Annotated in this window: 9 protein-coding genes; all 9 read left to right on the plus strand. The window is 63.9% G+C overall.

Going from position 1 to position 13,409, the window contains the following annotated elements; all coding sequences use genetic code 11:
- Complete coding sequence (locus DKM43_RS05465) at window positions 1–996, plus strand: AAA family ATPase (RefSeq protein ID WP_109797461.1); 996 nt, start codon at window positions 1–3, stop codon at window positions 994–996.
- A 5-nt stretch (window positions 997–1,001) separates the two neighbouring features.
- Window positions 1,002–2,690, plus strand: coding sequence for a preprotein translocase subunit YajC (locus DKM43_RS05470; protein ID WP_109798009.1), 1,689 nt, complete (start codon window positions 1,002–1,004; stop codon window positions 2,688–2,690).
- Between the two features lie 18 nt (window positions 2,691–2,708).
- Window positions 2,709–4,100 carry an XrtA/PEP-CTERM system-associated ATPase gene (locus DKM43_RS05475; RefSeq protein WP_109797462.1) on the plus strand — a complete coding sequence of 464 codons (1,392 nt, stop codon included), beginning with the start codon at window positions 2,709–2,711 and terminating at the stop codon, window positions 4,098–4,100.
- Between the two features lie 42 nt (window positions 4,101–4,142).
- Window positions 4,143–5,003 carry an XrtA system polysaccharide deacetylase gene (locus DKM43_RS05480; RefSeq protein WP_109797463.1) on the plus strand — a complete coding sequence of 287 codons (861 nt, stop codon included), beginning with the start codon at window positions 4,143–4,145 and terminating at the stop codon, window positions 5,001–5,003.
- On the plus strand, window positions 5,000–6,055 hold the full coding sequence (locus DKM43_RS05485; protein ID WP_109797464.1) for a FemAB family XrtA/PEP-CTERM system-associated protein: 1,056 nt from the start codon (window positions 5,000–5,002) through the stop codon (window positions 6,053–6,055). Before DKM43_RS05480 ends, DKM43_RS05485 begins: the two co-directional genes overlap by 4 nt.
- The gene (locus DKM43_RS05490) at window positions 6,052–7,281 is read left to right on the plus strand and encodes a TIGR03087 family PEP-CTERM/XrtA system glycosyltransferase (RefSeq protein ID WP_109797465.1); all 1,230 of its coding nucleotides are present in this window, start codon (window positions 6,052–6,054) and stop codon (window positions 7,279–7,281) included. Before DKM43_RS05485 ends, DKM43_RS05490 begins: the two co-directional genes overlap by 4 nt.
- Window positions 7,250–8,836, plus strand: a complete 1,587-nt coding sequence (gene xrtA, locus DKM43_RS05495; protein WP_236632405.1) for an exosortase A — start codon at window positions 7,250–7,252, stop codon at window positions 8,834–8,836. Before DKM43_RS05490 ends, xrtA begins: the two co-directional genes overlap by 32 nt.
- Window positions 8,837–8,847: 11 nt before the next feature.
- Window positions 8,848–10,737: an XrtA/PEP-CTERM system amidotransferase gene (locus tag DKM43_RS05500; RefSeq protein ID WP_109798011.1), complete on the plus strand. Its 1,890-nt coding sequence runs from the start codon at window positions 8,848–8,850 to the stop codon at window positions 10,735–10,737.
- Window positions 10,738–10,821: 84 nt separating this feature from the next.
- Window positions 10,822–13,116: an EAL domain-containing protein gene (locus tag DKM43_RS16660; RefSeq protein ID WP_236632406.1), complete on the plus strand. Its 2,295-nt coding sequence runs from the start codon at window positions 10,822–10,824 to the stop codon at window positions 13,114–13,116.
- The last annotated feature ends 293 nt before the right edge of the window (window positions 13,117–13,409 follow it).

Here is a 13,409-nt window from a genome sequence, read left to right on the forward strand (position 1 = left end):
ATGACCGACCAGACAAAGATTCCGCTGCCGCCTTCAGGCCCCTCGTTGATCGAGCGCGCGTCCGGCAGCTTCGATTTCCGGGCGGTTGCCCGCAGTCCCCTGCCTGACCTGCCGCCGGAGCCGAACGTCAGGCCGGCATCGGCTGCGCGCCAGGCCGCCGTCGAGGTCGTTCACGAGACCGCTGTTGCCCAATCTGCTGACGAACCAGCTGTGGCCTCGGCTGCGCCGGTGCAATCCATGCCCGCGCCCGTGCCGTTCAGCGGACCGCGCCATCGGATCGACCGCGACCATCTGCGCGAGCAGTGCCTGATCGAGCCTGAGAGCGCCGTGACCGGGTTGCTGGAGGAGTTCCGCATCGTGAAGCGGCAGTTGCTCCGCACGGCGGCGGCATCGCGGGCCGGTCATGGACCGGTGCGCGGCGAGCGCATTCTTATCGCATCCGCGCATCCCGGTGAGGGCAAGACCTTCTGCGCGGTGAACCTTGCGATTTCGATTGCCGCCGAAAAGGACAACGAGGTTCTTCTGGTCGACGCCGATTTTGCCAAGCCATCGGTGCTTTCCACGCTTGGGCTGCCCGGCGGGAAGGGCCTGATGGACGCGCTTGCCGATCCTTCGCTGGCGGTGGAGGATTGCGTCATCGGCACCGATATTGCCGGGCTGTATGTGCTGCCCGCAGGCAACGCGACGGGATCGGACACGGAGTTTCTGGCCTCGGCGCGGACCGAGCAGGTGCTTGCCCGGCTGACCGCCCATGCTCCCGGCCGCATCGTGATTTTCGATTCGCCTCCGGTTCTGGCGGCATCGCCCGCCACGGTTCTGGCCAACCACGTGGGCCAGACGGTGGTGATCGTGCGGGCCGACATGACTGGCGAGGCAGCCCTTCGCGATGCGGTGGGCCTGCTGGGCGCATGCGAGGATATCAAGCTGCTGCTCAACGGCACGCGCTTTTCCACCACCGGGCGCCGCTTTGGCACCTACTACGGTTACAAGGAGTGACCGGCATGGCATGTCCTTCCCGCAAGACGGTTTCAAGCTGGCTGGCTCTGGCCGCTGCCGTCCTCGTGGCATCGCCGCTGCACGCGCAGACCATCGGCTACGAGAGCCTCGACGGCGATACTTCGGCGCCGCGCAGTTCTTCGGTAAAAGGCGCAAGCGCTGCCCGCACCACGGTTCGCCCCTATATAGAGGCCGTGCAGAACGTGCTGTGGGAGCTTTCGCCGGGCGACGATGTGCTGACTTACAGTTCGCTCGCGGCCGGGGTTGACGTATCGCTGGTGGGACGCCGCACCGAGGGGGCCATCTCCGTGCGCTACGAGCGGCGGATTTCGCAGTCCGACCGCGTGGCCGATGGCGACATACTTTCCGGCCTGGCCCGCGTGCGGCATGACCTTGTGCCGCGCAAGCTCTCGATCGAGGCAGGCGCTCTGGCAACGCGCACCAGCATTGGCGCAGGCGGCGCGGCTGCGCTGAACTCGCTGGCATCCGATGATGTCGTCAGCCAGATCTATTCGGTTTATGCAGGCCCGGCCTTCTCGACGAACGTGGGCGATGTGGCCATGTCGGGTTCCTACATGGTCGGCTACAACCGGCTCGATCAGGAGAACGTGCTGCAAGGCGCAGCAGGCCAGCCGCTCAACGACCTGTTCGACGAATCTTTCGTCCAGTCGGCCCAGCTTTCCGCGGGTGTCGCACCGGGAACCGTGCTGCCCATCGGGCTGACGGCAACCGGATCGTTCTTCCAGGAAGACATATCCAACCTTGACCAGCGCGTGCGCGACATGCGCGCCGGGGTTCAGGCGATCCTTCCGGTATCGAGCGAACTTTCGCTCGTGGGGGCGATTGGCTATGAGGACGTTGAGGTTTCATCGCGCGATGCGCTGCGTGATGGCAGCGGCGCCCCGGTGATCGGACCCGATGGCCGCTTCGTGACCGATACCTCTCGCCCGCGCCAGCTTGCCTACGAAACCGAGGGGCTGACCTGGGATGCAGGGGTGATGTGGCGGCCGAGCCGCCGAACGGCGCTGTCGGCCTTTGTCGGTCGGCGCTATGACAGCACCACCTACTACGGCAGCTTCTCCTACGTCCCCGATTCGCGCAGCGCGCTGACCATTGCGGCCTATGACAATGTTTCAGGCTTCGGCGGGCAGTTGACCCGCGCGCTGCGCGATCTGCCGACCGATTTCGAGGTGAACCGCGATCCCTTCAACGGGCAGATCAGCGGCTGCGCGCTTGGCTCGCAGGGCGGGGCCTGCGTCAACAATGCGCTGTCCTCGGTCGCCTCTTCGGTATTCCGGGCCAGAGGCGTCAATGCCACCTATTCCCGCCGCCTGGGACGGCTTCAGGCAGGGATTGGCGCAGGCTACATCCGCCGCAGCTTCATCGCGCGCGCCGATTCTGTGCTGGGCGCCGCAAACGGCGTGATCGATGAAAGCTACTACGTCGATGCCGGGATCAACGGCCCGATCGACCGGCGCTCGCGTTTTGCCGTTTCGGCCTATTCGGCGTGGTTCCAGTCGGGCGCTGCCGGACTTGGCGACACCAATGCGCTGGGCATCAATGCTGCCTACTTCCGCAACCTGACCAATCGCCTCGCAGCTTCCGCAGCCGTGAGTTTGGACAGTTTTAACCGTAATCTGCTTGAAGATCAGACGGTGGCGTCGGGCCTTGTCGGCCTGCGCTATTCCTTCTGAAGCCCGGAGACGGCCACGATGTACGATGAATACTATGGCCTCGCAGGCCGCCCGTTCCAGCTTACGCCCGATCCGCGCTTCTATTTCGAGAGCGCGACGCACCGCAAGGCGCTGTCCTATCTCGGCTATGGTCTGGCGCAGGGCGAAGGCTTCATCGTCATTACCGGCGAGGTCGGTGCAGGCAAATCGACGCTGGCCGCGCATCTCATGGCTACGGTCGATCGTCAGAGGCTGACCGCCGCACAGATCGTCACGTCCGCGCTTGATGGCGAAGAACTGATCCACGTGGCTGCGCGCGCCTTTGGGCTGGAAGTTGCCGGTCACGACAAGGCCACTGCGCTTGCACAGATCGAGGCATTCCTGCACCGCGAGGCGCGTGAGGGCCGCCGGTGCCTGCTGGTGGTGGACGAATCGCAGAACCTTTCGATCGAGGCGCTGGAAGAGCTGCGGATGCTTTCCAACTTCCAGCTTGGCGCGCACCCGCTCTTGCAGATTCTGCTGCTCGGCCAGCCGGAGTTTCGCACCCTCCTTCAGGCATCGCCCGAACTTGAGCAACTGCGCCAGCGGGTGATTGCTTCGCATCACCTCGATGCGATGGAGCCGGGCGAAGTCGGCCCCTATGTCCAGCATCGCCTGGCCCTTGTGGGCTGGCAGGGCCGTCCCGCCTTCGAACCGCGCGTCTTTGCCGATCTTGCCAAGGCCAGCGGCGGCGTGCCGCGGCGGGTGAACCAAATTGTCAACCGTCTGCTCCTGATGGGCGCGGTGGAACAGCGTGATACGATTGATGCGGCGATGCTGGAGGCCGTGCTGACCGATCTTGCCGGTGACGGCTTCGCATCGTCGCAGCCGCAGGTTACGCCGGTGCCGATTGCGGAAGCGCCAAAGGTGGAACTGGCCTCGCAAGGCGCGCCGCAACCCCTTGCTGCCACGCCGGGTCTTGAACCTGCACCCGCCGCAGCGCTTGACGAGGCCGCGTGGCGTGCGGCCCTTGCTGAACGCGATGAGCAGATTGCCGAACTTCAGCAGGCCATCATCGAACTGGCCGACACGCGCAGCGCGCCCGCCGCGCCGATGATGCCCGATTTCGAGACGCAGGCCCGCCTTGAGGAGGCACAGCGCCGGATCGCTGCACTGGAAGAGAAGGCGGCAATGCCCCCCGTGGCGGTTGATGCAAATCAGGCGGCGCTGCTTGAGGATCTGGTGGGTGCGCTGGAAGATGCCCATGCCCGCATTGCCGCGCTCGAAGCGCGTCCGGCGGCTGATGGCGTGATGCAGGCCATCGAGGACGTGCAGCGCCGCATTGCCGCACTGGAAACCCGCACTGCCGAACAGGAGCAGGCCATTCGCCACACGCTGACCATGCTTATCGAATGGATCGAGGGCGAAGACTTTCAGCGCGCCGCCGCCTGAGCGGCTCGATGGGGGGACACGATCATGAGCGCGCCTGCTGAGATGCTGAACGGCATGTCGGTCGATGTGGAGGACTGGTTCCAGGTTGGCGCGTTCGAAACGGTGATCGACCGCGCCGACTGGGACGCGATGACCTGCCGGGTCGAGCGCAACTGCGCCGAGATTCTGGCGCTATTCGATGTGGCCGGGATCAGGGCGACGTTCTTCACGCTGGGCTGGATCGCCGAACGTTATCCGGCGATGATGCGCAGCATTGCCGATGCCGGGCACGAAATTGCCAGCCATGGCTGGGACCATGCGCGCGTGTTCACGCTGGGCCGGGAAGCCTTTGCTGCCGATATCGCCCGCGCCCGCAAGGTTCTGGAAGACACGACCGGTCAGGCTGTGACCGGTTATCGTGCGCCAAGCTTTTCGATCGATGCCCGCACCCCCTGGGCGCATGAAGTGCTGGCCGAACAGGGCTATGCCTATTCTTCGTCGGTGGCCCCGATCGTGCACGATCACTATGGCTGGCGCGAGGCACCGCGCTTTGCCTTCCGGCCGGTTGCAGGCAGTGGCTTGCTGGAGATTCCCGTCACCACCGCAGAAGTGGCCGGGCGGCGCATGGCGGCGGGCGGCGGCGGGTTCTTTCGTCTGTTTCCCTATGCGGTTTCGCGCTGGGCCATCCGTCAGGTGAACCTGCGCGACCACCGCCCCGCGATATTCTATTTTCACCCTTGGGAAATCGATCCTGGCCAGCCCAGACCCGAAACCGCGCCGCTCAGATCGCGGCTGCGCCACTATACCAATCTAGATGTCATGGCGGGCAAGCTGGCGCGGCTCGTGCGTGATTTCCGGTGGGGACGGATGGATGAGGTGGCCTCGCACGAAGCGGCTCGAACATCGGTGAGCATGGCCGCATGAACGCACCTTTCCTGCCTTCGCGCGTCAAGGTCAGGCTGGCTGATCCGGGTGATCGCGGGGCGGTGGCCCGGTTTCTTGATGAACATCCCGATACCGAAGCCTTTCACCGGCTGGAATGGCTCGACGCGGTCGAGCGCGCCACCGGGCACCGCGTGCGCTTGCTCCTGTCCGAGCGGGATGGTGCAATCCGGGCGGTTCTTGCCCTGCATCAGGTCCATTCGCCGCTGTTCGGCCGGGCGCTGGTTTCAACCGGTTTCGGCGTTGGCGGCGGTGTGGTGGGCGAAGGAGACGATGCCCTGTTCGGGGCTGTTCAGGAACTTGCCCTGCGCCTGCAATGCCCGACGGTGGAATTGCGCGGCGGTGCCTTCCCGCATGGCTTCGGGTGGCACATCAAGGCCGACAGCCACGCCGGCTTCATCGCGCCCCTTGCCGCTGATGACGAGGCACAACTCCTGGCGATCCCGCGCAAGCAGCGTGCCGAAGTGCGCCGCGGTCTTGGGTATGGCATGGAGGTGCGCGTGGGCCGCGAGGCGCAGGACAGGGCGATGCACTATGCCGTCTATGCCCAGTCGGTGCACAATCTTGGCACTCCGGTATTTCCGCGCGCCCTGTTCGATGCCGTGCTTGATGCTTTCGGCGATGACGCCGACATCCTGACCGTGCTGCACGGGGGGACGCCGCTTGCCTCGGTTCTCAGCCTCTATCATCGCGGCGCGGTCATGCCTTACTGGGGAGGCGGTGTGTTTGCGGCGCGGACAATGCGCGCCAATGACGTGATGTATTATGCGCTGATGAACCATGCGCGCCGCCGGGGATGCGATCGCTTTGATTTCGGGCGGTCGAAGGTCGATACGGGCGCCTATCACTTCAAGCGCAACTGGGGATTTGTGCCGCAGCCCTTGTCCTATGCCCACTGGACGGCGGATGGGCATGCTCCGCGCGATGTCAACCCGCTAAGCCCCCGTTACCGGGTGAAGATCGCGCTGTGGCAGAAACTGCCCCTGGGGCTGGCGAACCGGATCGGGCCGTTCATCGCAAGGGGGCTTGCATGAACGAGGTGCTGTTCCTTGCCCATCGCATTCCTTTTCCTCCTGACCGGGGGGACAAGATCCGTTCCTGCCACATCCTGCGCCACATTGCCGGTCTGGCGCCGGTTCACGTCGCCTGCTTTGCCGATGACGCTGCCGACACGGTCCACGAGGGCGATCTGGCCGCCATCGCGGCAAGCCATTGTCTGGTCATGCGCGGGCGTTCGCTGGTGCGGGCAGGGGTGCAAGCGCTGCTGGCGGGAAAGCCGGTAAGCCTGACCGCCTTTGCCGATCGGCAGATTGCTGCCTATGTCGCGCGTATTCTGGCCGAACGGCCCATCGGCGCCATCTATGTCTTTTCCGGGCAGATGGCGCAGTATGTGCCTGCGGATTTCGCCGGGCGCATAGTGATGGATTTCGTTGATGTGGATTCGGCCAAGTTCGAAGCCTATGCTGCCGGTGCCGTCCCACCGATGCGAATGCTCTATCGGCGCGAGGCGCGTCTGCTGTCGCGCTTCGAAAGCGACATTGCGCGAAGGGCCAGTGTCAGCCTGCTGGTGACTGACGAGGAAGCGGAGCTGTTCGGCGAGCGGCTTTCTCCGGGACCGCAGCCCAAGGTCCGGTCCTTGGGCAACGGCATCGATACCGCCTTTTTCGATCCGGCCGGAGTTGAGGCTGCCGAAGCGGCCGCGCGATCGGGGCCGCAGATCACCTTTACCGGCCAGATGGACTATCCGCCCAATATCGCCGCGGTCGAGATGTTCGCCCGCAAGGTCATGCCGCTCGTCCGGCAAGAGTTTCCCGCCGCCTGTTTCAACATCGTCGGCCGGGCGCCAACCCCTGCCGTGCGTGCGCTGGGCGGCATTGGCGGAGTGCTTGTGACAGGGGCGGTGCCCGATGTGCGCCCGTGGCTTGCAGGCTCGGACCTGGTGGTGGCGCCCCTCATGATTGCGCGCGGAGTTCAGAACAAGGTGCTGGAAGCCATGGCGATGGCCCGGCCGGTGCTTGCAACGCCCGCCGCCGCGACAGGCATTCCCGCACGCCATGGCGAGCAGATCGTCGTTTCCGAAGGTTCGCAGGCGCTGGCGGGTGAGGCCATTCGGCTTCTGCGGGACAGGTCGCTGGCCGATGCCATCGGCCGGTCGGCGCGGAGCTTCGTGCTGAAGGAATGCAGCTGGCCGGGCGTGCTTGAACCGCTTGGAGGACTGCTTGGCCTGAATGATGCGGAACGTCCGCGTGCTGCCGCCTAGTTCCGGTCTGGCGTCGCCTGCTGGCTGTGCATGGGCAGCGCTTTCCCCGGCATGGCGGCGTGCGCTCATGCTTCTGGGGCTGGCGTGGCTGGGCAATCTTGTTGTTTTCGCGTCCGACTGGAAGGCGATGGCGCTGCAATGGTGGGACAGTTCCACCTATAACCATATCCTTCTGATTCCGTTCATCCTCGGCTGGCTGATCTCGCTGCGCTGGCGCGAGGTTCTCAAGATCACGCCGCACGGGTGGTGGCCGGGGCTGATCCCGTTCACGGGCGCCTCGCTTCTGTGGCTGCTGGGCCATTTTGCCGGAGTGGCGCTCGCCACGCAGCTTGCCGTCGTGCTCATGGCGCAGGCAAGCGTGCTGGTCGTGCTGGGTCTAAGGGCATCGGCGGGCCTGCTCTTCCCGCTGGCCTACATGCTCTTTCTGGTGCCTGCTGGCGATGAACTGATCCCCGCCCTGCAAAACATCACCGCCGCGATCACAATGGCCCTGCTGGATATCAGTCGCGTGCCTGCACAGATCGAGGGTGTCTTTATTACTACGCCGGGCGGCTATTTCGAGGTTGCCGAAGCCTGCTCCGGGGTGAAGTTCCTCATCGCCATGATCGCCTATGGCGCGCTTGTCGCCAATGTCTGCTTCCGTGCCTGGCCCCGCCGGATCGGCTTCATGGCCCTGTGCGTGGCGACGCCCATCCTCGCCAATGGCGTGCGCGCATGGGGCACGATCTACATCGCGCAAAGCCACGGGATAGAGTTTGCGGTCGGGTTCGATCACATCTTCTACGGCTGGATATTCTTTGCCGTGGTCATGGCGCTGGTCATGGCGGCGGCATGGCGTTTCTTCGATCGCGCCATCGATGACCGGATGATCGATGCTGACGCGATTGCAGCCAGCGGGCTTGTGCAAAGGCTGGAGCGCTTCGGGATCGGCGCGGGCAGGGGTGTGGCGGCCATGGGCGGAATCGTGCTGCTTGCCGCGGCATGGGCGCTGGGCGCCTCGCGGATCGAGGCGGAAGTGCCGCGCCAGATCTTCTTTCCGCAGGTTCCGGGATGGCGGCAGGTGGATTATCAGCCGCTTGCACTCTGGCAGCCCCGGCATGCTGGTGCGGACCATGTCCTGCTCGGCCGCTTCATCGACGCGCGCGGGCATGTGGTGGATGTGTCTTTCGCGCTCTATGCTGCGCAGGGCGATGGGCGCGAGGCGAGCGGTTTCGGCGAGGGGGCGCTCACCCCAGACAGCGGCTGGTCGTGGGAACGCAACCCAGCGCCGCTGGCAGGCGGCAGCGCCATGCGGATACAGACGGCCGGGCCAGTCTATCGGCTGGCCGAAACCTTCTACCGCACCGGGAATGTTCTGACGGGCAGCAACGCACGGCTGCGTCTTGCAAACCTTGCCGATCGTCTGCTCCTGCAAAAGGCAACCACGGCAACCCTTATCGTCTCGGCCGAAGACAGTGTGGAAGGCCGGCCGCCAGCGGCGGAATCAATGCGGGCCTTCCTTGATGCGATCGGGCCGGTCGGGGCGTGGATGGACCGCGCGGCTTCCGGCAGTTAAGGGCCGACAGCATGTGCGGGATAGCAGGCATCGTTCACACGGAAGGGCTGAAGCCCGTCGATCCCGATCGCCTGCGCCGCATGTGCGATGCGATCAGCCATCGCGGGCCTGACGGCGAGGGCATATGGACCGCGCCGGGCATCGGCCTTGGTCATCGCCGCCTGTCGATCATCGACCTTGCCGGATCACCCCAGCCGATGCTCGCTGCCAGCGGTGATGCGGTCATCGTCTTCAATGGCGAGATCTACAATTTCAGGGAACTGCGCAAGGAACTGCAGGGGCAGGGTGCGGTCTTTCGCACGGACGGCGATACCGAGGTGATTCTCGAAGCGTGGCGGCACTGGGGCGTCGAATGCCTGCCGCGTCTGCATGGCATGTTTGCCTTTGCGCTTTACGATCTGAAGCAGCGCATCACCCTGCTGGCGCGTGACCGCTTGGGGGTGAAACCGCTTTTCACGGCGCGTCTTGCCGATGGCGCGGTCATTTTCGGGTCCGAACTGAAGGCGCTCCTGGCCCATCCCTCTTTGCGGCGGGATATCGATCCCTTGGCGATCGAGGATTATCTTGCCTGGGGTTACGTGCCCGATCACCGCTCGATCCTCAAGGGCGCCAGCAAGCTCCCCGCCGGGCATTACCAGTTGCTGCGCCATGATGCGCCGCCCGGCCCGCCAGTGCAGTGGTGGGATGTATCCTTTGCCGAACGCACCCGCGAGAAGCCGGCCGATCTGGAAGCGCACCTTCTGCACCACATGCGGGAAGCTGTCACATCGCGGATGCTTGCCGATGTGCCCCTCGGTGCCTTTCTGTCGGGCGGCGTCGACAGTTCCAGCGTGGTCGCCCTCATGGCCGAGGCAAGCGCCGATCCGGTCAAGACCTGCTCCATCGGGTTTGACGTGTCGGCACTCGACGAGACTGCCTATGCGGACAGGATCGCCGCGCAACACAGGACCGACCACCGCAAGCGCACGGTATCTTCCGACGATTTCGCGCTCATCGACCGGCTTGCCGACATGTTCGACGAGCCGTTTGCCGATGCATCCGCCCTGCCGACGTTCCGCGTCTGCGAACTGGCGCGCGAACATGTCACCGTGGCGCTGTCGGGGGATGGCGCGGACGAGGCTTTTGCAGGCTATCGCCGCCAGACCTTCCACCATCGGGAAGAGCAGGTGCGCGCGTTCCTGCCCGCCGCGTTGCGCCAGCCTCTGTTCGGCACTCTCGGCCGCATCTGGCCGAAGGCGGACTGGGCGCCGCGCCCCTTGAGGGCGAAGTCGACCCTCCTCAGCCTGGCCCGTTCCGGCGAGGAGGGCTATGCGCACGCGCTTGCCGTAACCGCGCCGGATCTGCGCAACGCGCTTTATACCGATGATTTCAAGCGGTTGCGCGGCGATTACCTCGCTGAACAACCGCTGGTAGCACTGATGCGCAATGCTCCGGCACAATCGGGTCTGGACCGGGCGCAATATGCCGATCTCAAGTTCTATCTGCCCGGAGACATTCTGACGAAAGTGGATCGCACCAGCATGGCCGTGAGCCTTGAGGCGCGCGAGCCGCTGCTGGATCATCGTCTTATCGCGTTCGCTTCACGCCTGCCCGAAGCGGTGCGCGTGCGCGGCACTACCGGCAAGTGGCTTATGAAGCAGACCATGCGCCGCTATCTTCCCGATGAGGTGCTGTTCCGTCCGAAGATGGGCTTTGTGACGCCGATTTCCGCCTGGCTGCGCGGTCCGCTTGCGGGCGAGGCTCTGGGCCTTGCGTCAAGCGGCCCGCTCGCGGCGACCGGATGGTTTGATGCCAACCGCCTCGATGCGCTGGCCAAAGCGCACGTTGCCGGGCGCGCAGATCACAGCCGGCTGATCTGGCAGATGCTTATGTTGCGGAAATCATTGGCGCGGCTCGGTTGATTTGCCCTTAACCCCCTAAGGGTTCGGTAAGCCAATCTTCACCATTACGGACTAATCCGGTGTGGAAACAACGTCTGTGGGTCCATGCTGAAGAAACTGCGCTCTCCGCTGTATCTCGCGCTGCTGATCCCGGCGTTGTTGGCGCTGACCGATTTCGTCGCGCCGCTGGATCACGTGTATCGCAACATTCATGCGAAGCTGGGCGGCAAATCCTCAGCCGAATCAATCGTTGTCGTCACCTTCAGCAATGCATTCGAAGTGGCCGATGATTCCGGGAAATCAACGGCAGTCGGATCACGCGACCTTGCTCTCGTTCTTGAGAAGCTTGCGCTTCAGATGCCTCAACGGGTTGTCGTGGACAGTCCCGTTGCCTTTGGCGTGGACCGTGAAGGTGACAGCGCGCTTGCCTCTGCCTTCCTCAAGCTGCACCCCGATGCCATAGTCGTCGTCAGGAGCAAGAAGAACAACACCCTTGCGCTCGAAAGCAGGGCCGAAGACTTTGCAATTCCCGCAGACAATCAGATTCCCGGCGCCAAGGTAGCCCTGTCGGCGTGGGGGACCAACTTCATCGACTACGGAGTCGCTTCACGATATTCGATCGATCTTGGCGGACGGCGCTACCCCACCCTTCCGGCAGAGCTTGCCGGGGTCCAGACCGGGCCGCAGGACCGATTTCAGGCAGATTATCTGCTCGACATCGATTCGATCCCGCATCTGAGCGCAGGCAAGTTCCTGAAGGGTGATTATCCTCCGGGACTGCTTACGGGCCGCACCGTGATCGTCAACTCGACCGGTGTGGCAACTCCGCTGGGGCTTTTCGGTCGCGGGCGGGTCCATCCGCTTGCGCTCGATCTTGCCGGGTATCAGAGTCTGCGCAAACCCTTCGCGTTTGATCTGGGGCACTACCTGCTGCTGGGAGTTGTCTGGCTTCTGGTAAACTGCGCCAGCAGGCGGGAAAGGCGTCGCCAGAAGTTCCTGTTCTATGGGCTGGCGGTCGGGGCGGCGGTGTTCGCGCCGGCTGTGCTTTTCGGCATCGGGCTGAGCGTCGAACCTTCCGCCGCCATGCTGTGCCTGATGATCTATGGCGCGGCGCGGCTGTGGCAATTGCGCATGCGCAAGATCAAGCACACGAGCGAGGCCGGCCTTCCCAACCTTCTCGCGCTCAGCGCGCAACCGGTCGAGGTGGGCCACGACGTAATCGTTGCCGTCATCGCGCGCTACGAGGAGATTCTGGCAACGCTGCCCAAGGATCTTCACGGTGAATGCGCGCGCCAGATTGCAAGGCGCCTGTCCGTCGGATCAGGGATCGAGACGATCTACAAGGGTGAGGGCGGGCATTTTGCCTGGACCGAGGAAGCCCGCCCGCTAGAGATGCAGTTGAATCATCTCGAAGGATTGCGCGCGCTCTTTGCAGCCCCTTTGCAGATCGGCAGCCATACCTTTGATACCAATATCCATTTCGGCCTTGACCGGAATGAAGGCATCGATGCGCCGACGCGCGTCAATTCGGCACTGGCAAGCGCGAACGATGCGCTGGCCAGCGGCCGGGCAATCGAACTCTTTGAGGCCGCACGCCTTGCCGAAGCTCCATGGGAGCTTTCGCTTCATGCCAGGATCGACGAGGGGCTGCGCAACGGCGAAATCTGGCTTGCCTATCAGGCCCAATGGGACATGAAGCGCGGCCTGGCGTGCGGCGCGGAGGCGTTGGTCCGCTGGAATCATCCGACGCGCGGGCCGATTGCTCCCGATGCCTTCATCCTTCAGGCGGAAAGGGCCGGGCGAATCGATGCCCTGACATACTGGGTGCTCGAAGAAGCCATAACCGCAACGCTGACCCTCAACGGCAGCGTTCCGCCCTTCCACATGAGCGTCAATCTTTCGGCGCAGATGGTCGACAAGCCTTCACTTGTCTCGAACTTTGTCGAGATTGTCCGCCGCCGCGGGATCGACCCCCGCCTCCTGACCATCGAAGTCACGGAAACCTCCAGCGTCAGGAACCGCCCGGCTGCCGTGCAGAATCTTTCGCAGTTGCGCGCGATGGGCTTTCGTCTTTCGATCGATGATTTCGGGACCGGCGAGGCCAGTCTGGCCTATCTGGCGGATCTGCCGAGCGACGAACTGAAGCTCGACCGGCGTTTCGTCTCCAGAATCCTGACACACGATCGTGAGGCGAAGATCGTGCAGTCCACCATTCATCTTGCCCATGCCCTTGGCCAGACCGTGGTGGCCGAAGGTATCGAGGATCAGCCGACCTATCAGGCGCTCGTCAGGCTGGGCTGTGATGTCGGCCAGGGCTATTTTCTGGGCAGGCCGCAGCCCTTTGCCGAGTTTCAGCGCTTCCTTCTCAAAATGGGACAGCGCCGTTTTGGAAGTGTTTAGAAGTTGTTAACCATGTTTGATGGTGTTAACCGTGTGTCTCCAATCGTGGATGGAGGCACGAATGTTTGCAGCTCTGAATGCGGTTATCGAAATTCTCCGCTGGTTCTTCCTTTGATCGGGTCTCACTGGTTTCTGTAATGAAACCAGTGGCTTGATCAGCATAGGCGCTGTCGCTCGTTGCGGCAGCGCTTTTTGCTTGGGCGCACAATGATCGCCCGAGTCGTGGTCAACGGCTTGGGGGGAAATTGCGCTAGTTCGCGATGGGAAGAGGTTTGGACAGCCTCTGGCATCCG

Origin of the sequence: Novosphingobium meiothermophilum (assembly GCF_003171715.1) — a bacterium.
Lineage (GTDB): Bacteria > Pseudomonadota > Alphaproteobacteria > Sphingomonadales > Sphingomonadaceae > Novosphingobium > Novosphingobium meiothermophilum.

Excerpts from the sequence above, each read along its gene's own strand:
- DKM43_RS05465 (WP_109797461.1), top strand. The coding sequence starts at position 1 with ATGACCGACCAGACAAAGATTCCGCTGCCGCCTTCAGGCCCCTCGTTG.
- DKM43_RS05470 (WP_109798009.1), top strand. The coding sequence starts at position 1,002 with ATGGCATGTCCTTCCCGCAAGACGGTTTCAAGCTGGCTGGCTCTGGCC.
- DKM43_RS05475 (WP_109797462.1), top strand. The coding sequence starts at position 2,709 with ATGTACGATGAATACTATGGCCTCGCAGGCCGCCCGTTCCAGCTTACG.
- DKM43_RS05480 (WP_109797463.1), top strand. The coding sequence starts at position 4,143 with ATGCTGAACGGCATGTCGGTCGATGTGGAGGACTGGTTCCAGGTTGGC.
- DKM43_RS05485 (WP_109797464.1), top strand. The coding sequence starts at position 5,000 with ATGAACGCACCTTTCCTGCCTTCGCGCGTCAAGGTCAGGCTGGCTGAT.
- DKM43_RS05490 (WP_109797465.1), top strand. The coding sequence starts at position 6,052 with ATGAACGAGGTGCTGTTCCTTGCCCATCGCATTCCTTTTCCTCCTGAC.
- xrtA (WP_236632405.1), top strand. The coding sequence starts at position 7,250 with ATGATGCGGAACGTCCGCGTGCTGCCGCCTAGTTCCGGTCTGGCGTCG.
- DKM43_RS05500 (WP_109798011.1), top strand. The coding sequence starts at position 8,848 with ATGTGCGGGATAGCAGGCATCGTTCACACGGAAGGGCTGAAGCCCGTC.
- DKM43_RS16660 (WP_236632406.1), top strand. The coding sequence starts at position 10,822 with ATGCTGAAGAAACTGCGCTCTCCGCTGTATCTCGCGCTGCTGATCCCG.